The sequence below is a fragment of the Vreelandella venusta genome (assembly GCF_044809155.1).
Lineage (GTDB): Bacteria > Pseudomonadota > Gammaproteobacteria > Pseudomonadales > Halomonadaceae > Vreelandella > Vreelandella venusta_B.
In genome coordinates, this window is sequence record NZ_CP085241.1 from 1,147,599 (window position 1) to 1,167,255 (window position 19,657).

14 protein-coding genes and 3 rRNA genes are annotated in these 19,657 nt (G+C 52.6%); 11 read left to right on the forward strand and 6 right to left on the reverse strand.

Annotation, left to right across the window (positions count from 1 at the left end; all coding sequences use genetic code 11):
• Positions 1-77: 77 nt before the first annotated feature.
• From LG301_RS05485 to arsH, 3 genes are read right to left on the reverse strand one after another with little or no spacing between them, the layout of a single operon-like run.
• Positions 78-737 carry an NADPH-dependent FMN reductase gene (locus tag LG301_RS05485; protein ID WP_404474111.1) on the reverse strand — a complete coding sequence of 220 codons (660 nt, stop codon included), beginning with the start codon at positions 735-737 and terminating at the stop codon, positions 78-80.
• A 15-nt stretch (positions 738-752) separates the two neighbouring features.
• Positions 753-1,820, reverse strand: coding sequence for an ACR3 family arsenite efflux transporter (gene arsB, locus LG301_RS05490; RefSeq protein WP_404474113.1), 1,068 nt, complete (start codon positions 1,818-1,820; stop codon positions 753-755).
• A 15-nt stretch (positions 1,821-1,835) separates the two neighbouring features.
• Positions 1,836-2,555 (reverse strand): arsenical resistance protein ArsH, encoded by a 720-nt coding sequence (gene arsH, locus LG301_RS05495; RefSeq protein ID WP_404474115.1) that lies wholly within the window; start codon positions 2,553-2,555, stop codon positions 1,836-1,838.
• A gap of 170 nt (positions 2,556-2,725) precedes the next feature.
• Between arsH and LG301_RS05500 the strand changes: the two genes are divergently transcribed.
• Positions 2,726-3,151, forward strand: a complete 426-nt coding sequence (locus LG301_RS05500) for an arsenate reductase ArsC (protein WP_404474116.1) — start codon at positions 2,726-2,728, stop codon at positions 3,149-3,151.
• Positions 3,152-3,159: 8 nt separating this feature from the next.
• The gene (locus tag LG301_RS05505) at positions 3,160-4,842 is read left to right on the forward strand and encodes a methyl-accepting chemotaxis protein (RefSeq protein WP_404474118.1); all 1,683 of its coding nucleotides are present in this window, start codon (positions 3,160-3,162) and stop codon (positions 4,840-4,842) included.
• Positions 4,843-4,875: 33 nt separating this feature from the next.
• Here LG301_RS05505 and LG301_RS05510 read toward each other — a convergent pair whose 3' ends face one another.
• Positions 4,876-6,063, reverse strand: coding sequence for an acetyl-CoA C-acyltransferase (locus LG301_RS05510; RefSeq protein WP_404474120.1), 1,188 nt, complete (start codon positions 6,061-6,063; stop codon positions 4,876-4,878).
• A gap of 143 nt (positions 6,064-6,206) precedes the next feature.
• On the opposite strand from LG301_RS05510, the gene LG301_RS05515 reads away from it, so the two are divergent.
• The 8 genes from LG301_RS05515 to rlmM all read left to right on the forward strand — a co-directional run bounded on the left by LG301_RS05515 (position 6,207) and on the right by rlmM (position 18,220).
• Positions 6,207-6,770 carry a TetR/AcrR family transcriptional regulator gene (locus LG301_RS05515; RefSeq protein ID WP_404475184.1) on the forward strand — a complete coding sequence of 188 codons (564 nt, stop codon included), beginning with the start codon at positions 6,207-6,209 and terminating at the stop codon, positions 6,768-6,770.
• Positions 6,771-6,990: 220 nt separating this feature from the next.
• Complete coding sequence (locus tag LG301_RS05520) at positions 6,991-8,661, forward strand: AMP-binding protein (protein ID WP_404474122.1); 1,671 nt, start codon at positions 6,991-6,993, stop codon at positions 8,659-8,661.
• 17 nt (positions 8,662-8,678) lie between these two features.
• Entirely contained in the window at positions 8,679-9,446 is a 768-nt protein-coding gene (locus tag LG301_RS05525; RefSeq protein ID WP_404474124.1) for an SDR family NAD(P)-dependent oxidoreductase, read from the forward strand.
• A gap of 249 nt (positions 9,447-9,695) precedes the next feature.
• Entirely contained in the window at positions 9,696-11,501 is a 1,806-nt protein-coding gene (locus tag LG301_RS05530) for an acyl-CoA dehydrogenase C-terminal domain-containing protein (protein ID WP_404474126.1), read from the forward strand.
• 535 nt (positions 11,502-12,036) lie between these two features.
• Positions 12,037-13,569 (forward strand): 16S ribosomal RNA (locus tag LG301_RS05535).
• A gap of 293 nt (positions 13,570-13,862) precedes the next feature.
• Positions 13,863-16,753, forward strand: a 23S ribosomal RNA gene (locus LG301_RS05540).
• A 132-nt stretch (positions 16,754-16,885) separates the two neighbouring features.
• A 5S ribosomal RNA gene (gene rrf, locus LG301_RS05545) occupies positions 16,886-17,001 on the forward strand.
• Together the 16S, 23S and 5S rRNA genes form the textbook arrangement of a ribosomal RNA operon.
• Positions 17,002-17,152: 151 nt before the next feature.
• The gene (gene rlmM / locus LG301_RS05550) at positions 17,153-18,220 is read left to right on the forward strand and encodes a 23S rRNA (cytidine(2498)-2'-O)-methyltransferase RlmM (protein WP_404474127.1); all 1,068 of its coding nucleotides are present in this window, start codon (positions 17,153-17,155) and stop codon (positions 18,218-18,220) included.
• A 25-nt stretch (positions 18,221-18,245) separates the two neighbouring features.
• Here the strand turns inward: rlmM and LG301_RS05555 are convergent, their stop codons facing one another.
• The gene (locus tag LG301_RS05555) at positions 18,246-18,533 is read right to left on the reverse strand and encodes an antibiotic biosynthesis monooxygenase (protein WP_263065260.1); all 288 of its coding nucleotides are present in this window, start codon (positions 18,531-18,533) and stop codon (positions 18,246-18,248) included.
• Between the two features lie 27 nt (positions 18,534-18,560).
• Here LG301_RS05555 and tusA point away from each other — a divergent pair, with 27 nt between their 5' ends.
• Positions 18,561-18,812: a sulfurtransferase TusA gene (gene tusA, locus LG301_RS05560; protein ID WP_404474128.1), complete on the forward strand. Its 252-nt coding sequence runs from the start codon at positions 18,561-18,563 to the stop codon at positions 18,810-18,812.
• A gap of 61 nt (positions 18,813-18,873) precedes the next feature.
• Here the strand turns inward: tusA and LG301_RS05565 are convergent, their stop codons facing one another.
• Complete coding sequence (locus LG301_RS05565) at positions 18,874-19,578, reverse strand: hypothetical protein (protein ID WP_404474129.1); 705 nt, start codon at positions 19,576-19,578, stop codon at positions 18,874-18,876.
• Positions 19,579-19,657 lie beyond the last annotated feature (79 nt).

The following is a 19,657-nucleotide window of genomic DNA, read 5'->3' on the forward strand; positions in this document are numbered from 1 at the left end:
GCAAGTTGTTTCAGTCTGAACGCGTTGGCTAAGGTCTGCTGGAATTTCTTGTTGCCAATAGGCCGTTGTTAAGCGTATCAGTCGCGCGGTGCATTGCGCTGAGCGGGCGATTGTTTAAACGCTGGAGATAGCGTTTTGGGGTCTTGTTCAGCTTTGTGCGCTTTAGCCGCGTCTGCCCACCAGGTTAGTTGGCCTAGCGTGCGGCCAAAATAGCTCTCCCAGCGCGCTTGTTCCTGGGCGAATTGCCCATCATCATTCAGCGCTTCCTGCGCTTTGGGTATATGGATCATAGCGGACACGGGCAGGCAGCCCAGCTCTGAGAGAAATGCGCGCATGCTCACCGCGGCACGTGCGCCGCCCCATTGCCCCATGGAGTAAGTCACAATGGCGCTAGGCTTAAACGCAAACAATGACGCGCCAAAATGATTCAATAAATGGCTCAATGCCGGGCTCATGGAGTGGTTGTATTCAGGGCTGACCATCACGTAGCCATCGGCGTGTTCAATTTTGCCGGCAAGGGCGTCAAGATCGTCGGGAACCGTTTTCTTTGGGTATGCAAAGTGCGGTTTAAATGGGTCGTTAAGGTCTAATGTTAGTGGGTCTACCACCTCTGCCGTTGTGTTGGGTAACGCAGTGAGTAAGCGTTCGCAGGCCATTGCTACCCGCTCGCCTAAGCGGGCAGGGGCCGGTGGTGTCGATGTGCGTGTTGAACCGAGAAAAATGAGGTAATGCGCCATAGGTAACGCTCCTTGTTAGGCGTTAGCGGGGAAATGCTGGCGGGTCTTATTGGCAATCCTGACTAGCGCAAGCATCAGCGGGACTTCCACTAGAACACCCACTACTGTGGCGAGCGCAGCGCCTGACTGTAAGCCAAACAGGGCAATGGCAGCGGCGACCGCCAGTTCAAAAAAGTTGCTGGCGCCGATCATGGCACCAGGAGCAGCGATGTTGTGCGGCACACGCCACGCCTTGGCCCAGCCATAGGCGATAAAGAAGATTAAAAACGTTTGAATAATGAGCGGAATAGCGATCAATACGATATGCAGCGGATTATTCAAGATAACGTCGCCTTGGAAGGCGAAGAGTAGTACCAGGGTAATGATTAAACCGATCGGCGTAATAGGGCCGACGCGCTTCATAAACACGTTGTCGTACCACTCAGTACCGTGCTTGGCAATCAGTGTTTTACGGGTGAAATAGCCCGCCGCAAGCGGAATCACGATATACAGCACTACCGATAAGATAACTGTGTCCCAGGGGACTTGAATGTTCGAGATACCGAGTAAGAAAACCACCAGCGGTGCAAAGGCAAACAGCATAATCACGTCATTCAAAGCCACCTGTACCAGAGTGTAAGCCGCGTCACCTCGTGTTAAGTAGCTCCATACAAATACCATCGCGGTGCAAGGCGCGGCCCCTAGTAATATGGCACCCGCTAGATATTGGCTAGCCAGCTCCTCAGGAATAAAGGGCCGAAAAATCACCATGAAAAACAGCCAGGCCAAAGCGAACATGGTGAAGGGTTTTATCAGCCAGTTGACTGTAGTGGTAATGGTCAGGCCTTTAGGCTGGCGGCGTACCCCTGCAATAGCGCTGAAGTCAATTTGGGCCATCATTGGGAAAATCATCGCCCAGATAAGTACGGCAATCGGTATCGATACTTGGGCATACTCAAACCGTGATAATGCTTCTGGCACGGCGGGGGCGAACTGCCCTAGTGCAATCCCGGCAGCGATGGCAAGTGCTACCCATACGGAGAGGTAGCGTTCAAACAGCCCCATGTCGGCGCTGGTAGGCGATGAGTTGCTTTGGGTCGTCATAACACCACTCCCTGATTAAATAGCACGTTGATTAACGCGTTTAGAGACTTCTTCAGCGCTCTCTTTCCGCTCAGAGTAGCGGTCGGTTAGCAAGTCGCTGCGCTCACGAACCAACAGAGTGAATTTCACCAGTTCCTCCATGACATCAACAATGCGGTCATAAAAGGGTGAAGGTTTCATGCGGTCGTTATCATCAAACTCCATAAAAGCCTTAGGTACCGATGACTGGTTGGGAATCGTCACCATACGCATCCAGCGACCCAAAATGCGCAGCTGATTCACCGTGTTAAACGACTGTGAACCACCGCATACTTGCATCACCGCGAGGGTTTTCCCCTGCGTGGGGCGGACACCGCCTAGCGCAAGCGGAATCCAGTCGATTTGTGCTTTCATAATGCCTGTCATCGCACCATGGCGCTCAGGTGAGCACCACACCATGCCATCGGCCCACTGTGCCAGGGTACGCAGCTCATCGACTTTAGGGTGGCTCGCATCTTCCGCATCTGGCAAGGGTAAACCGCGCGGGTCAAAAATCGTCGTATTAGCTCCCATTGCATTGAGTAGTCGAGCGGCTTCTTCAACCGCCAACCGGCTGAACGAGCGTTCACGCAGAGAGCCGTAGAGCAGCAGAATCTTGGGGGCTGGCAGATCGCTTGAAGGTAGCAGCAGCATTTCATGGCTTGGGACATTAAAGAGACTAGCGTCAACGTTAGGTAAATCGGTGGGCGCGGTCATTAGGTGCTCACTTAATAAATTGAAGAACGCATGGGTTCAGCATTAACAGCTAGCAATCATGATATATGTTTTACCATATATTTCTACCGTTATTAGCAGGCTGCAATAAAGTCGTCATCTTGAAGACGTAAATTGTCAAAATCTAATTCATAAGAGAAGGTCTTTTACTTATGTCAAAGCGCCGCGTGCTGTTCCTGTGCAACGCCAATTCTGCGCGTTCTCTAATGGGGGAGGCGTTACTTCGCCATATGGCAAGTGATCGCTTTGATGCGTTTAGTGCAGGTTCCGAGCCAGATGAACCCCATGCACTAACGCTAGAGGCGCTGAACAAACAAGGGCTTTCTACCGACGGTTTGCGCAGTAAGTCCTTGGATGAATTTAAGAATGAACATTTCGATTTTGTCATCGTGCTGTGCGACAAGGCGCAACAGGCATGCAGAGAATGGCAGGGTCACGCTGACGAAATGCTTTTCTGGGATATTCGTGATCCGCGGTTAATGAGTAAGTTAGATGCGTATGAGCAAGCGTTAATAGAGATCCGTCGACGTCTACAGCTGTGGCTCTCTTTAAATGTTAATAACCCGTCACGTGATTGAGGGCTGTTATGCGCATGATCAATAATCTGAGCGTTAAAGCGAGCTGGGCGCTGGTGTTAGTCACGTTCACCTGTCTGATATTGGCGATTGGTGGTTTAGGATTATTTGCCAATCATTTTGGCAGAGAAGCCTTTACGTCGTTACAGCAGCGAGAAATGCATCAGGTGCGTGAGCTGAATGGTGCTTATACTCAGTTGCTGCGTGCCCGCATACAAATGAACCGAGCTGCGGAGCTCATTCGTACTCCCTCTTTTGATCGTCCAGAGCCTCTGATAGAGGAGGCAGCGAGCTTGTTAAGCGCCGCTTCCGAGCGGTTCAACGCCTTTCATGCGAGTTTTCCTGAGGAAGGGCGGCTTGAGCTTGTCAATCAGCTGGCGAATGATTTTCGTTCGTTGGTTAATAATAATTTAAGCTTGCAGATGATGATGCTGGAGGAGCGCGATGTTCGTGGCTTCCTTTCTGGTGAATCCCGCGTTGATGATAGTAGCCAGAAGTTTGTGAGCACGGCAGATGCTTTTTATGATTATTCGGTTGCCCGTGGGGCCGGGCAACTTGATCGTTTTCAAAATGTATCGTCACTCCTTTATTGGGGAGTGCTGGGCGTTATTTGTGCAGCCATACTCATCATTGCATTTGTCGTTTGGGGTGTGCGCAACAATGTACTGCGGCCTCTAAATACGATAACGCAGCACTTTCAGCGTATTGCTAAGGGAGATTTGTCAACGCCTGTTGAAAATCATGCCAATAATGAAATTGGCCGTTTGTTCAGCGAGTTGTCCAATATGCAGCTCTCGCTAAGAACCACGGTGAACCATCTCAACAACAGTAGCCAACAGGTTTATACCGACAGCCAAGTCATGGCGGCTCAAAACCAACAGCTGGCAGGGCAAACGGACTCGCAAGTGTCTGCGCTTGTGCAAATGGCGGCAAGCCTTGAGCAGTTAACCGCAACCGTCAATCAAAACGCAGAAAGTGCAGCCCACGTGAGTCAGGCCACGACCGGTGTTGCCCATAAAGCCCAGCAAGGTGATCAGATCATCGCTCAGTTTATAGCGACTATGCAGACCATTAACGGGCACTCCGAGGAAATACAAAGCATTATTTCAATGATTGAAAGCATTGCCTTTCAAACCAATATCCTTGCGTTGAACGCCTCTGTTGAAGCAGCGCGCGCGGGTGAGCATGGGCGTGGTTTTGCGGTAGTCGCTAGCGAAGTGCGGGCGTTAGCAACCCGCAGCTCTGATGCAGCCCACGAGATTCGAGCGCGGATTGAAGCGTCGCGCCAGAGTGTTGAGCAGGGCAGCGCGCTGTCGCAGCAAGCGGGTGAACATACGCGCGATATTATGCAGTCGGCTACTCAGGTAGAGCAGTTGATGGAGCGGATGGCCAGCGCGTCTGAGGAGCAGCGCCGTGGTATTGAAGAAGTGAATAGAGCAGTCGCGCAAATTGATATGACAACCCAAGATACGTTGAGGCTGGTGAATCAGGCTGCACAAAGTGCTGAAGGGTTGACGCAAGAAGCTTTGCAAATGCGCGAATATGCAGGACAGTTTCGTATGGCGGATGATCCATCTAACAATGAATGTGACGGTAGCAGCAACGCCCTCGAGAAACACACGTCGTTGGATTGGCAGACGTTGGCGACGTCAGAAGCGTATGGCAATAAAGAGGAGCTACGCGCCTTGGCATAATCCGTTTGGCAAGGCGCGAGCATGTAGATTTTGTTAGTCGATGAGTTCTACGGCCACGGCGGTGGCTTCGCCACCACCGATGCAAAGGCTGGCGATGCCGCGCTTGCCGCCTTTGGTACGTAGGGCATGAATCAGCGTCGCAATCACCCGTGAGCCCGTTGAGCCAATCGGATGCCCTTGAGCGCAGGCGCCGCCAAACACGTTAACCTTTTCATGGGGTAAGCCAAGGTCATCCATTGCCATTAACGTAACAACCGCAAACGCTTCGTTAATCTCGAAGAGATCCACGTCGTTAACGCCCCAGCCAAGCTTTTTCATCAGCTTTTCAATCGCTCCTACGGGGGCGATGGTGAACTCGCTTGGATGGCGGGAGTGGGTTGTGTGACCCAGCATTTTGGCTAGCGGCTTTACGCCGTGACGCTTAGCGGCGTCATGGCTGGCCAAAATAAGCGCGGAGGCACCGTCGGAAATTGAGCTGGCGTTGGCGGCCGTAATCGTACCGTCTTTAGCAAACGCTGGGCGCAGCTGGCGGATTTTATCCAGCTTAGCTTGGAAGGGCTGTTCGTCATGCTCGACCAGGGTTTCACCATGGCGGCTGGTCACTGTTACCGGAGCCATCTCAGCATTTAAGTGGCCACTGTTGGTGGCGTCCATCGCTCGTTCAAGCGAAGCAATAGCGAAATCGTCGAGTCGCTCGCGGGTGTAGCCGCGTTCGGTTGCCACATCTTGAGCAAAGACACCCATCAGCTTGCCGGTTTCGGCATCCTCTAGGCCGTCAAGAAACATGTGATCTTTCAACTCGCCATGCCCTAAACGGTAGCCGCCACGCGCTTTAGTCAGTACGTGAGGGGCATTAGACATGGACTCCATGCCGCCTGCCAAAAGTACTTCGCCGGTGCCGGCTTTGATCAAATCGTGAGCCAGCATGGTGGCTTTCATGCCTGAACCACACAGTTTATTGATGGTGGTTGCGCCATTAGCGTCGGGAATACCGGCTTGACGCATGGCTTGGCGAGCTGGCCCTTGCTTGACACCGGCGGGTAGCACACATCCCATGATGCCTTCTTCAATTGCGGAGGCCTCGATGCCTGCGCGTTCTATGGCGGCGCGGATTGCAACGGCTGCGAGCTCGGGAGCCGTCATACTGGAAAGGCTACCCATCATGCCGCCCATTGGCGTACGGGTAGCGGATAAAAATACAACCTCGGTGGCATTACTCATTGGTGCGTCTCCTGACAGCGTTATTATGATTGTCTTACGTATGATTATTTAATGAAGTACTAAGCCATGCGTTGACCCATTAGCGGGGCTGTGGTCTTCTCCCCACTAACCAAGCAAGCGCTAGTGTGAGTGACATGAATGTAATGAATGCATCTCCCCGCCGCAAGGAATTGACACGTTTAGCGGCTCAGCTATTCGTCCAAGAAGGCTTTGATCGCACCACCGTGCGTATGCTGGCGCAAGAAATGGGTATCAAGTCTGGCAGCTTGTTTCATCATTTCAAAGATAAGCAGGAAATCTTAGCTGCGGTAATAGAAGAGGGCACCCAGAATGCGCTTATTATTGCCAAAGCGGCTTTGCAACGGTGTGAAAAGGAGCCAGAAGCGCGCTTACATGCCATGGCGCGGGCGCACTTGGAAACACTTTTTGCTGACCGAAATGCCCATGTGGTGGCGTTATTTGAGTGGCGGCGCTTAGACGCTGCTTCTCGCGCACACTTGAGCCATCTGCGTGATGCTTATGAGGATCTATGGGTCGAGGTAATCGACGAGGCGTTGGCCGCTGGGTTGATCCATGGTGACCGCTTCTTTGTGTCTCGATTTATTCTAGGCGCGCTAAACTGGACGGTGCGTTGGTACGACCCCGCCGGCCCACGGACGCCCGATGATTTAGCCGATGAGTTGGTTGCAATGATCATGGCGCGTTAATCGGTGCATCGTGTAAGCGGTTGTTAGTACACCTTCGCTCGACCAACGTCTAACCTGTTTACAACGCTGATTGCTTGCGCTCTTGCGTAAATGCTTTTAGCGTTAGTTCATCTACAAGGTTTCCGTTAACGTAAACGGATAATTATAACGCGTGACATTGAAACCCTGGCCTGTCTGTTTGCGTAAAACTGCTCACGACTAACAACATAAGAGAGCCACCATGACAGCAACATCAGCCTCACTACCAACCTATACAACCTACCTGGAAAGCTTCTCCGTCAACGATATGATTGCCAGGCTGGATGACCACCAAGACGGCCGTTTCAATGCCTTTGAAGCCTGCTGCGGGCGGCATGTCCGTGCTGGCCGGGGAGAAACCTTAGCGTTGGTGCATGAAGACACCCAAGGGGCTATGCATACGCTAAGTTACGCAGCGCTTGATGAAGAGAGTGGCAAGCTTGCGGGCTGGTTTCTTTCCCAGGGCTTGGGTGAGGGAGACCGCATCGCATGCATGCTGCCGCGTTCTTCAGCGCTGCTGGTAGCCGTATTAGCCACATGGCGAATTGGCGCGGTCTATCAGCCACTGTTTACCGCCTTTGGTCCTGATGCAGTGGACTATCGTTTAGGGCGTGCGGACACCAAACTGGTGATTACCGATCATGCTAACCGCTATAAATTTGACGGGCTGACGCAGTGTCCGCCTGTTCTAGCGGTTGGGGGAGCCACTAGCGAGCATCCTAACGATCATGATTGGCAGGCTGCGTTGACGCATACGTCAATGAGCGATAAGCCGCCGCGCCTTTCCCCAGAAAAGCCGTTTCTGCAAATGTTTACGTCGGGTACCGTGGGCAAGCCTAAAGGGGTGGCGGTGCCTCTTTCAGGTATGACGGCGTTTGCCCTCTATATGGAGTTGGCAGTAGACCTTCGTGATGATGACCGTTTTTGGAATATGGCCGATCCTGGCTGGGCATACGGGCTCTATTACGCGATTGCCGGGCCGCTGCTGCTAGGCGTTACCACCCACTTCTGCGAGGCGGGTTTTAGCGCGGAGGGCGCCTTGGCATTTATGAAGCGTCACCATATTACTAATTTCGCTGCTGCGCCCACAGCGTATCGCCTGATGAAGGCGTCTGGGCTATTTGATGACGCCCATCAAACGCTAGAGCTTCGCGCGGCTAGCTCGGCCGGTGAACCTCTGAATACAGAAGTCGTGACCTGGGTAGAGAAGTCACTGGGTTGTCCGGTGATGGACCACTATGGACAAACGGAAACGGGCATGACCTGTAACAACCATCACTCCCTTGATCATCCCAAGCATGTGGGGGCAATGGGTGTGCCAATGCCAGGGTATCGGTTAGCCATACTGGACGCCGAGTATAACGAGCTTCCCCCTGGTGAGCCGGGCGTGCTGGCAGTGGATATCGCAAACTCTCCAGCCCACTTCTTCCAAGGCTACACGTGGCAAGAAAAAGATCCTTTTGTGAACGGTTACTACCTAACGGGAGATGTCGTTATTCGTAATGAAGACGGCTCATTCCAGTTTGCCGGGCGCGATGACGATATTATTACCACTGCGGGTTATCGGGTCGGTCCTACGGACGTTGAAAATAGCGTGATGACTCATCCGGCCGTGGCGGAGTCTGCAGCAGTGGGGCAGCCTGATGAAATTCGTGGCGAGGTGATTAAGTCGTTCATCGTGCTGCGTGAAGGGTATGAAGCGAGCGAGGCGCTTGCCGATGAAATCCGCCAGCAAGTGCGGGAGCGACTCTCTACCCATGCTTTTCCCCGTGTCATTGAGTTTGTCGATGAGCTGCCTAAAACACCGAGCGGTAAAATTCAGCGCTTTAAACTTCGTGCCCAGGCCGCTGAACAGACGCAAGCTACTCAATAATTAGAAGGAAATTGGTAATGCAGGTAAAGGATCGCACGTTTTTAATTACCGGGGCTGCTTCCGGTCTTGGTTCAGCCACGGCAGAGCGCTTAGTAGCGGCCGGGGCAAATGTTGTTCTGTGTGACTTAAGTGACAGCGTTAAGGACCATGCGGAGCGGCTAGGCAGTGGCGCCAAGGCTTGCCTGACTGATATTACCTCTGCTGAACAGATGCAGCAGGCGGTGGATGAGGCCGTGACCCTGGGCGGTGAAAGCGGCCTTTCAGGCGTTATTCACTGCGCGGGTGTGGTGAGCGTAGCGAAGCTTGTCGATAGAGAGGGAAATCCTGCAGACCTAGAAGGCTATGCGAAAACCATCAACATTAATCTGGTGGGGACGTTTAATGTGATGCGCTTGGCTGCCGCTGCAATGGCTAAAAATACGGCCAACGAGAGCGGTGAGCGAGGCGTTATTATCAATACGGCTTCAGTGGCTGCGTTTGATGGTCAGGTGGGGCAGTGTGCGTACAGTGCGTCTAAAGCAGGTGTAGTTGGAATGAGCTTGCCTGCGGCAAGAGAACTTTCTCGGCACGCCATCCGCGTCATGGCCATTGCGCCGGGTGTATTTGAAACGCCGATGATGAGCGAAATTCCTGAAGAGGCCGCGAAAGCGCTAGCGGCGGCGGTGCCTTTCCCGAAACGGTTAGGTAAGCCTGATGAGTTTGCTCAGCTTGCCGAGCAGATCATTACTAACCCGATGCTTAATGGAGAGGTTATTCGCTTAGATGGTGGTATCCGCATGCAGTAGTTTTTAGCGATTTTGAAACCGTTTCAAAGCCTGCCAGCATCCTTGCTGGCAGGCTTTTCTTTTTGTGCCTCAGTCGTTTTGTCAGTAGCTACCAAAGTTGTAGTTGATTTAAGGCCTAAATTCAAACGACCGCTTGACTATGCGGGGTGCTCGCGCTAACTTTCAAACATGTGTTTGAAAGCGGTTTGTGAAGCCTGTTGGTATCTAGGTGCAGGGCTGCTTTCAACCCCTTTGTTTAGGAGAAGTGCAATGCCCAGCTACCAGGCCCCCCTGCGTGATCTACGTTTCGTTGCTGATGAAATGTTTGACTACCCGTCACACTATGCATCGTTAGCACATGGTGATGACGCCTCTCCCGATATAGTGAACGCTGTTTTAGAAGAAGGCGCTCGCTTTGCTCGCGAGGTGCTACTGCCGCTTAATCAAAGTGGAGATGAAGAGGGGTGCTTGTTAGAGGGTGGCGACGTAAAAGCGCCAAAAGGTTTTAAAGAGGCCTATCAGCAGTACGTGGAAGGCGGTTGGCCAAGCCTTGCAGCTGACCCAGAACAGGGCGGCCAAGGTTTGCCCCATTCGCTGGCGATGATGCTGTCTGAAATGATATGCGCTACCAACTTAGCGTGGGGTATGTATCCAGGTCTTTCTCACGGTGCCGCTGATGCTCTCAGGCACCACGGTACCGATGAGCAGAAGGCAACGTATCTTACCAAGCTGGTAGAAGGCGTTTGGACCGGCACAATGTGCCTGACTGAGCCGCATTGTGGTACTGATTTAGGCCTCATTAAAACGCGCGCTGTCCCTGCTGATGGTGATGCCTACACCATTACCGGCACCAAAATCTTTATTTCAGCAGGTGATCACAACCTAGCTGAAAACATTGTTCACCTTGTGTTGGCGAAGCTTCCTGACGCACCCGAAGGTTCAAAAGGTATTTCACTGTTTGTGGTGCCTAAGTTCCTGCCCGATGCTCAGAATAACCCCGGCGAGCGCAATGGCGTTAGTTGTGGTTCCCTTGAGCACAAGATGGGTATTCACGGTAATGCGACCTGTGTCATGAACTTTGATAGCGCGGTTGGCTACCTAGTAGGCCCGCCTAACAAAGGCTTAGCGTGCATGTTTACGATGATGAACGCTGCGCGTCTTGGGGTAGGCATTCAAGGGCTTGGCCTTATGGAGGCGAGCTTCCAAAATTCGCTGAGCTATGCACGTGACCGACTGCAGATGCGTGCGCTTTCGGGTGCTCAGGCGCCAGATAAGCCAGCCGACCCCATTATTGTCCATCCTGATGTACGTCGCATGCTGCTCACCCAGAAAGCGTTTTCTGAGGGCGGACGTATGCTGGTGCTCTACACCGCTCAAATGCTAGACGTTGTTGAGCATGGACATCCGGGAGAGGAGCGTGAACGTGCTGAAACATTGCTAGGCTTGCTGACCCCGATCGTTAAGGCCTTCCTAACCGAGGTGGGCTTTGAGTGTACCAATGAGGGCGTTCAGATTTTTGGTGGCCATGGCTTCATTAAAGAGTGGGGTATGGAGCAACTTGTTCGCGATGCGCGAATTACACGGCTCTATGAAGGCACCACGGGAATTCAGGCCCTAGATTTGCTCGGTCGCAAAGTACTGATGAGCCAGGGTGAGACGCTCAAAGTGTTCACCAAAGAAATTCATAAGTTCTGCAAGACCGAAACGGACAACCCAGCCCTTAAAGAGTTTATCGAACCGCTGGCCAAGCTGAACGCCGAGTGGGGCGAGCTAACGATGGGCGTGGGCATGAAGGCAATGCAGGATCGCGAGGAAGTAGGCGCTGCAAGCGTTGATTACCTGATGTACTCAGGTTATGTCACGGTCGCTTATCTATTTGCTCTTGCCGCTAAAAAGGCCTCGACATCTTTGGAGGGGGAAGAGAAAGCGTTTTATGCCGCTAAGCTAAATACCGCACGCTTCTATTACCAGCGTCTATTGCCACGTACCAAAGCGCACGCGGCGATGATCCAAGCGGGGGCGGGCAGTTTAATGGCCATTTCAAGCGACGATTTTGGCTTAGGCTTTGAGATTTAAGCTTAGGCGTTTACCAGGCACTCTCTGGTCAGGGTACTGATCGGTGGTTTGCGGCAGACTTGCCCTGGGCATTGTCTGCCGCTTTTTTATTACAGCTTATTTTCTAAAAGCCCTTGCCAACCCGGCCGCGAATCCGTAAAGTACGCATCCGCTGCCGGGGACGCCAAGCGTTACCAGCGGTGTATGAAGGTAAAAACCTTCGGTTTGTCAGTAGGTTAGAGCGATTGTATGGCTCGCCTCGTTCGCTGAATTCAGTCACTGAAAACAGCGGTTGACAACCACCAGGAAGTGCGTAGAATACGCCTTCCTCGCTGAGGCAACGCGGTTCAAGTCATCGAGCCAGCACAGCGAAACAGCTCTTTAACAATTTGATCAGGTAATTCATGTGGGCGCTTGCCGATGAGGGTGATAAATCACCAAATATCAAGGCAAGCGGTCATGAGAACGAAAGTTTGAATGAATTCGTTTGAACCTTGAGCCAAGTTTGATGCGCTTTTGTTACCTTCGGGTGACGAGTAAGCATCACAATGATTTTAAACTGAAGAGTTTGATCATGGCTCAGATTGAACGCTGGCGGCAGGCCTAACACATGCAAGTCGAGCGGTAACAGATCTAGCTTGCTAGATGCTGACGAGCGGCGGACGGGTGAGTAATGCATAGGAATCTGCCCGGTAGTGGGGGATAACCTGGGGAAACCCAGGCTAATACCGCATACGTCCTACGGGAGAAAGGGGGCTTCGGCTCCCGCTATTGGATGAGCCTATGTCGGATTAGCTAGTTGGTGAGGTAAAGGCTCACCAAGGCAACGATCCGTAGCTGGTCTGAGAGGATGATCAGCCACATCGGGACTGAGACACGGCCCGAACTCCTACGGGAGGCAGCAGTGGGGAATATTGGACAATGGGCGCAAGCCTGATCCAGCCATGCCGCGTGTGTGAAGAAGGCCCTCGGGTTGTAAAGCACTTTCAGCGAGGAAGAACGCCTAGTGGTTAATACCCATTAGGAAAGACATCACTCGCAGAAGAAGCACCGGCTAACTCCGTGCCAGCAGCCGCGGTAATACGGAGGGTGCAAGCGTTAATCGGAATTACTGGGCGTAAAGCGCGCGTAGGTGGCTTGATAAGCCGGTTGTGAAAGCCCCGGGCTCAACCTGGGAACGGCATCCGGAACTGTCAAGCTAGAGTGCAGGAGAGGAAGGTAGAATTCCCGGTGTAGCGGTGAAATGCGTAGAGATCGGGAGGAATACCAGTGGCGAAGGCGGCCTTCTGGACTGACACTGACACTGAGGTGCGAAAGCGTGGGTAGCAAACAGGATTAGATACCCTGGTAGTCCACGCCGTAAACGATGTCGACCAGCCGTTGGGTGCCTAGCGCACTTTGTGGCGAAGTTAACGCGATAAGTCGACCGCCTGGGGAGTACGGCCGCAAGGTTAAAACTCAAATGAATTGACGGGGGCCCGCACAAGCGGTGGAGCATGTGGTTTAATTCGATGCAACGCGAAGAACCTTACCTACTCTTGACATCCTGCGAACTTGTGAGAGATCACTTGGTGCCTTCGGGAACGCAGAGACAGGTGCTGCATGGCTGTCGTCAGCTCGTGTTGTGAAATGTTGGGTTAAGTCCCGTAACGAGCGCAACCCTTGTCCTTATTTGCCAGCACGTAATGGTGGGAACTCTAAGGAGACTGCCGGTGACAAACCGGAGGAAGGTGGGGACGACGTCAAGTCATCATGGCCCTTACGAGTAGGGCTACACACGTGCTACAATGGCCGGTACAAAGGGTTGCCAACTCGCGAGAGTGAGCTAATCCCGAAAAGCCGGTCTCAGTCCGGATCGGAGTCTGCAACTCGACTCCGTGAAGTCGGAATCGCTAGTAATCGTGAATCAGAATGTCACGGTGAATACGTTCCCGGGCCTTGTACACACCGCCCGTCACACCATGGGAGTGGACTGCACCAGAAGTGGTTAGCCTAACGCAAGAGGGCGATCACCACGGTGTGGTTCATGACTGGGGTGAAGTCGTAACAAGGTAGCCGTAGGGGAACCTGCGGCTGGATCACCTCCTTAAACGATGCATCACTCTCGCGGTAAGCGCTCACAATGAATTACCTGATCAGAATGCTGTTGATACGCAGTGATAAGCGAATGCTTTTTTCACATTAAAAGAAAAAAAGGTCTTTTCTCTTTTTTTAACGTGAAAGAACGCTTATCACTGCGCATAGCAGTCGCTCTTTAACAATGTATATCATGCTGACATAAATACTTCTTCGAAGTGTTTATACGTAATTGTTTTGTGATACGTCTCAAGCGTATCCGGCAATCGTTATCATTGCGAGATACCAGACTCCTTCGGGTTATAGGGTCAAGCAATGAAGCGCACACGGTGGATGCCTAGGCAGCCAGAGGCGATGAAAGACGTGGTAGCCTGCGATAAGGCTCGGCGAGGTGGCAAACAACCTGTGACCCGGGCATTTCTGAATGGGGAAACCCACTCAGCATAAGCTGAGTATCCTGCACTGAATATATAGGTGTAGGAGGCGAACCAGGGGAACTGAAACATCTAAGTACCCTGAGGAAAAGAAATCAACCGAGATTCCCCTAGTAGCGGCGAGCGAACGGGGAGCAGCCCTTAAGCATGCAACTGATTAGACGAACGTGCTGGGAAGCACGGCCGTAGCGGGTGATAGCCCCGTAGTCGAAAATCTGCGTATGTGAAATCGAGTAGGTCGGGGCACGAGAAACCTTGACTGAAGACGGGGGGACCATCCTCCAAGGCTAAATACTCCTGGCTGACCGATAGTGAACCAGTACCGTGAGGGAAAGGCGAAAAGAACCCCGGAGAGGGGAGTGAAATAGATCCTGAAACCGTGTGCGTACAAGCAGTAGGAGCAGACTTGTTCTGTGACTGCGTACCTTTTGTATAATGGGTCAGCGACTTATATTCAGTGGCGAGGTTAACCGTTTAGGGGAGCCGTAGGGAAACCGAGTCTTAACTGGGCGACACAGTCGCTGGATATAGACCCGAAACCGAGCGATCTATCCATGAGCAGGGTGAAGGTTGAGTAACATCAACTGGAGGCCCGAACCAGGATCTGTTGAAAAAGATTTGGATGACTTGTGGATCGGAGTGAAAGGCTAATCAAGCTCGGAGATAGCTGGTTCTCCTCGAAAGCTATTTAGGTAGCGCCTCACGTATTACCGCCGGGGGTAGAGCACTGTTTCGGCTAGGGGGTCATCCCGACTTACCAACCCGAGGCAAACTCCGAATACCGGCGAGTATGAGCGTGGGAGACACACGGCGGGTGCTAACGTCCGTCGTGAAAAGGGAAACAACCCAGACCGTCAGCTAAGGTCCCCAAATCCTGGTTAAGTGGGAAACGATGTGGGAAGGCTCAGACAGCTAGGAGGTTGGCTTAGAAGCAGCCATCCTTTAAAGAAAGCGTAATAGCTCACTAGTCGAGTCGGCCTGCGCGGAAGATGTAACGGGGCTAAACCAGGTACCGAAGCTACGGGTTCATCCTATGGATGAGCGGTAGAGGAGCGTCGTGTAAGCCGATGAAGGTGAATTGAGAAGTTCGCTGGAGGTATCACGAGTGCGAATGCTGACATGAGTAACGATAAAGGGAGTGAAAAACTCCCTCGCCGGAAGACCAAGGGTTTCTGTTCGACGCTAATCGGAGCAGAGTGAGTCGGCCCCTAAGGCGAGGCCGAAAGGCGTAGTCGATGGGAAACGGGTCAATATTCCCGTACCGGACATGATTGCGATGGGGGGACGGAGAAGGCTAGGTGAGCCAGGCGTTGGTTGTCCTGGTGAAAGTGAGTAGGCCGAGGTGCTAGGAAAATCCGGCACCTTAAAGCCGAGACACGAGATGAACTGACCACGGTCAGGAAGTCACTGATGCCACGCTTCCAGGAAAAGCCTCTAAGCTTCAGATCATGTGCGACCGTACCCCAAACCGACACAGGTGGTCAGGGTGAGAATCCCAAGGCGCTTGAGAGAACTCGGGTGAAGGAACTAGGCAAAATGGTGCCGTAACTTCGGGAGAAGGCACGCCGGCGTAGGGTGATGAGACTTGCTCTCTAAGCCCGAACCGGTCGAAGATACCAGGTGGCTGCAACTGTTTAGTAAAAACACAGCACTCTGCTAACTCGTAAGAGGACGTATAGGGTGTGACGCCTGCCCGGTGCCGGAAGGTTAAATGATGGTGTTAGTCCTCGGACGAAGCTCTTGATTGAAGCCCCGGTAAACGGCGGCCGTAACTATAACGGTCCTAAGGTAGCGAAATTCCTTGTCGGGTAAGTTCCGACCTGCACGAATGGCGTAATGATGGCCACGCTGTCTCCACCCGAGACTCAGTGAAATTGAAATCGCCGTGAAGATGCGGTGTACCCGCGGCTAGACGGAAAGACCCCGTGAACCTTTACTATAGCTTCACACTGGACGCTGATGTTGCCTGTGTAGGATAGCTGGGAGGCTTTGAAACCCGGACGCCAGTTCGGGTGGAGCCAACCTTGAAATACCAGCCTGGCATCATTGGCGTTCTCACTCAGGTCCGTTATCCGGATCGAGGACAGTGTGTGGTGGGTAGTTTGACTGGGGCGGTCTCCTCCCAAAGAGTAACGGAGGAGCACGAAGGTACCCTCAGCACGGTCGGACATCGTGCAATGAGTGCAAGAGCATAAGGGTGCTTGACTGCGAGACAGACACGTCGAGCAGGTGCGAAAGCAGGTTCTAGTGATCCGGTGGTTCTGTATGGAAGGGCCATCGCTCAACGGATAAAAGGTACTCCGGGGATAACAGGCTGATACCGCCCAAGAGTTCACATCGACGGCGGTGTTTGGCACCTCGATGTCGGCTCATCACATCCTGGGGCTGAAGTCGGTCCCAAGGGTATGGCTGTTCGCCATTTAAAGTGGTACGCGAGCTGGGTTTAGAACGTCGTGAGACAGTTCGGTCCCTATCTGCCGTGGGCGTTGGATGTTTGAGAAGAGCTGCTCCTAGTACGAGAGGACCGGAGTGGACGACCCTCTGGTGTTCCGGTTGTCACGCCAGTGGCATTGCCGGGTAGCTATGGTCGGACAGGATAACCGCTGAAAGCATCTAAGCGGGAAGCCCCCTTCAAGATGAGACATCCCCGAGGACTTGATCCTCCTAAAGGGCCCAGCGAGACCAGCTGGTTGATAGGCACGGTGTGGAAGCGCTGCAAGGCGTTGAGCTAACGTGTACTAATGGCCCGTGAGGCTTGACCCTATAACACCCAAGGGGTCTGGTCGTAGTGATAACGAAAACCGGATACGCAGCAGTGAGCCAAAGCGCTTGCTGACAAGAGACGATCACAAAACACGTCAATGACGCCCAGCATGATGTACATTACCTGTTACGCCTGACGACCATAGCGAGCGTGAACCACCTGATCCCTTGCCGAACTCAGCAGTGAAACCGCTTAGCGCCGATGGTAGTGTGGGGTCTCCCCATGCGAGAGTAGGTCATCGTCAGGCACTTATTAAGAAACGCCCCGAGCACAACGTGCTCGGGGCGTTTTGCTATGCGCTAAACAAAATAACACCTGCTAGATAAGTGTTATTATGCGCTTTAATAATCAGCTAGATAACTATTTAAGTTTTGTTAGGTAAACGTTGAGGTGAATAGGTGAGTGAAACGGTACCCACGTCGTGGCTAGTTTATTGCCGGCCAGGTTTTGAAGGCGATGCGCTGTCAGAAATGCAGCACCACGCCAAACAGCAAGGTGTCTCCTGTGAGCCTGCGCAGGGGGAGGGGTGGGTGAGTTTGACACGTTTAGATGGAGAGCCGATCAATGAAGTGCACCGCCAGGCAGCATTTAAGCGGCTTATTTTTGCACGCCAAAGCTTAGCTGCGCTTCCGGCACTGGCTCTCTCAAGGGATGACCGTTTGACGGCTATTTTGGATCAAGTGAAAGCAAGCCGTTGGAGCTTTGAAGAAATTTGGCATGAAACGCCCGATACCAATGACGGAAAAGCACTGGCAGGCTTGATAAAAGCGCTGACGAAGCCATTGCAGAGTATGCTAAAGAAGCGTGGTTCTCTGCGTGGTAAAGCAGGTGGACGTCGGCTGCATATTTTTTGGACCGATGGCGACCGTGTACAGCTTGGTATGAGCTTCCCTGATAATCGGAGCGAACTGATTAACGGCATCCGTCGCTTGCGCTTCCCTTCTCGAGCGCCTAGCCGTTCAACGCTAAAACTAGAAGAAGCCTGGCATGAGTTTATTCCACGCGAGCAGTGGGGAGATCGGCTGTCTGCGCATATGCAGGCAGCGGATTTAGGGGCAGCCCCAGGTGGATGGACATGGCAGCTGGTACAGCGCGGCATGTATGTTTACGCTATTGATAATGGGCCGATGGATAAATCGCTAATGGCGACTGGTCAGATCGATCACCTTAAAGAAGATGGCTTTAGCTGGGAGCCGCCTCAGCGTCTTGATTGGCTGGTATGCGATATTGTCGATAAGCCCGTACGTGTACTGGCAATGGTGGAGCGCTGGCTTACACGGAAATGGTGTCGCGAGGCGATTTTCAACCTTAAGCTGCCAATGAAAAAGCGCTGGGAAGAGGTCACGCGCTGTTTAACATCGTTGGAAGAGACGCTAGCAGAGGCAGGCGTGCGGGCTACAGTTTCCTGCCGTCACCTCTACCATGACCGAGAAGAGGTGACGGTACATGTGCGGTTAATTCATTAATAAACCCGCTAAGTGAGCCGAAACGTTAATAGCCTGGCTCATAGACCCGAATGGTTTCTTCTTCGGTTAATAGCGGTAAAATACGCTGCATAGCGACTGCGCGGGCCTCACTTGTATGCCACTCTTTCCAAGCGCGCAGATCGCGCCATTTGGTAATCATTAGGCGCCGATCCGTATGGCCAAGCTCTACCAGCGTTTCCCCACCAACAAACCCTCTTACACCAAGGGAAACGCGCATGGCTTCGCGTGCAGCTTGCTCAAACTCTTCTTCCAGGCCGGGCATAATGCGCCTTTCAATGATTACTTTTATCATGCTGTTGGTTCCTAACCGAGAATATAAATGACTGTTAATACCGACGACACGCAAGCATTTGACGCATCGCTAGACACCACTGGACTATACTGCCCTGAACCCATCATGCTGATGCACAACCAAGTGCGCGACATGGTGTCAGGGCAAATACTGAAAGTAATAGCTACCGATCCCGCGACGACTCGAGACGTTCCTAAGTTTTGTCAGTTTTTAGGCCACGAGTTGTTAACGAAGCACGAAGAAAGTGGCTACTATCTCTACTTTATCCGTTTAGCCTAAGCCTGTGGAGTGTAGCGAGGCTAGTACCGACTAATGGTGAATAGCCTCGCAAGTAGTTGACCTAATTATCTTCTCCGTGGGGGACAACCATCATTGCCAATGCATCTAGCGTAGCAGGGTCCTCTTCCATAATTTGATTGGCGATATGTCGTTGAAAGAAGTAAACCGTTTGATGGCGTAAATGGGCTTCGTATAGACACTTATCGCCAAGTAAGATCGGCGTCATGGTGGCTTTTTGTTCATCAGCCAGGAGGGCTTCTACGCTGCCATCACTATAGAGGCGCCAGCCGTAGACGGCTTTCATATGCCAAGGGGCATTGGGATGATTCATGCATAAAGCATGGGTACCCAGCGTATCAGGGAGTTGCTGGATCAGTGACACCTCTTCTGACGCTTCGTACTCAAAGTAGGTTGCCGCCGCAGTTAATTCGTCATACTTGTGGTCGGGGGGAAGTTCGAAGACTTCTTCCGTCTCCGGGTCACGATAACCGATGAATAGGCCACTCTCTTGGCTATCTAAATCATGGCAAGTCGCTAGTTTTTCCATCCAAGGCACTAGCCCAACCACGCTACCGTCTTTGCGCAGGCCCCATGCCAAAATAGGCAGGCCATAGTAGGTGTCGGGACTCGCAGCGAGCTGGTAAACCATCTCTAATCCATCTAACTCAGGTGCTAGACGAACCAAACATTGCTGCGCCTGATGATGCTGACGCACGGTATCCAGGTCGATGACCTGGGCAGAGCGGGGTGACTGGGGTGCGCCCATGGTGTCCCTCCTTGTGCTGCGTGGTCTCGACATTGGTAAGCGTTTTTGCTCACCACATAGTTCACCAATAGCACAGGTT

What these genes read in the sequence shown, in the direction of transcription:
- LG301_RS05485 (WP_404474111.1), bottom strand. Translation starts at nt 737, where the DNA reads ATGGCGCATTACCTCATTTTTCTCGGTTCAACACGCACATCGACACCA.
- arsB (WP_404474113.1), bottom strand. Translation starts at nt 1,820, where the DNA reads ATGACGACCCAAAGCAACTCATCGCCTACCAGCGCCGACATGGGGCTG.
- arsH (WP_404474115.1), bottom strand. Translation starts at nt 2,555, where the DNA reads ATGACCGCGCCCACCGATTTACCTAACGTTGACGCTAGTCTCTTTAAT.
- LG301_RS05500 (WP_404474116.1), top strand. Translation starts at nt 2,726, where the DNA reads ATGTCAAAGCGCCGCGTGCTGTTCCTGTGCAACGCCAATTCTGCGCGT.
- LG301_RS05505 (WP_404474118.1), top strand. Translation starts at nt 3,160, where the DNA reads ATGCGCATGATCAATAATCTGAGCGTTAAAGCGAGCTGGGCGCTGGTG.
- LG301_RS05510 (WP_404474120.1), bottom strand. Translation starts at nt 6,063, where the DNA reads ATGAGTAATGCCACCGAGGTTGTATTTTTATCCGCTACCCGTACGCCA.
- LG301_RS05515 (WP_404475184.1), top strand. Translation starts at nt 6,207, where the DNA reads ATGAATGCATCTCCCCGCCGCAAGGAATTGACACGTTTAGCGGCTCAG.
- LG301_RS05520 (WP_404474122.1), top strand. Translation starts at nt 6,991, where the DNA reads ATGACAGCAACATCAGCCTCACTACCAACCTATACAACCTACCTGGAA.
- LG301_RS05525 (WP_404474124.1), top strand. Translation starts at nt 8,679, where the DNA reads ATGCAGGTAAAGGATCGCACGTTTTTAATTACCGGGGCTGCTTCCGGT.
- LG301_RS05530 (WP_404474126.1), top strand. Translation starts at nt 9,696, where the DNA reads ATGCCCAGCTACCAGGCCCCCCTGCGTGATCTACGTTTCGTTGCTGAT.
- LG301_RS05555 (WP_263065260.1), bottom strand. Translation starts at nt 18,533, where the DNA reads ATGATAAAAGTAATCATTGAAAGGCGCATTATGCCCGGCCTGGAAGAA.
- tusA (WP_404474128.1), top strand. Translation starts at nt 18,561, where the DNA reads ATGACTGTTAATACCGACGACACGCAAGCATTTGACGCATCGCTAGAC.
- LG301_RS05565 (WP_404474129.1), bottom strand. Translation starts at nt 19,578, where the DNA reads ATGGGCGCACCCCAGTCACCCCGCTCTGCCCAGGTCATCGACCTGGAT.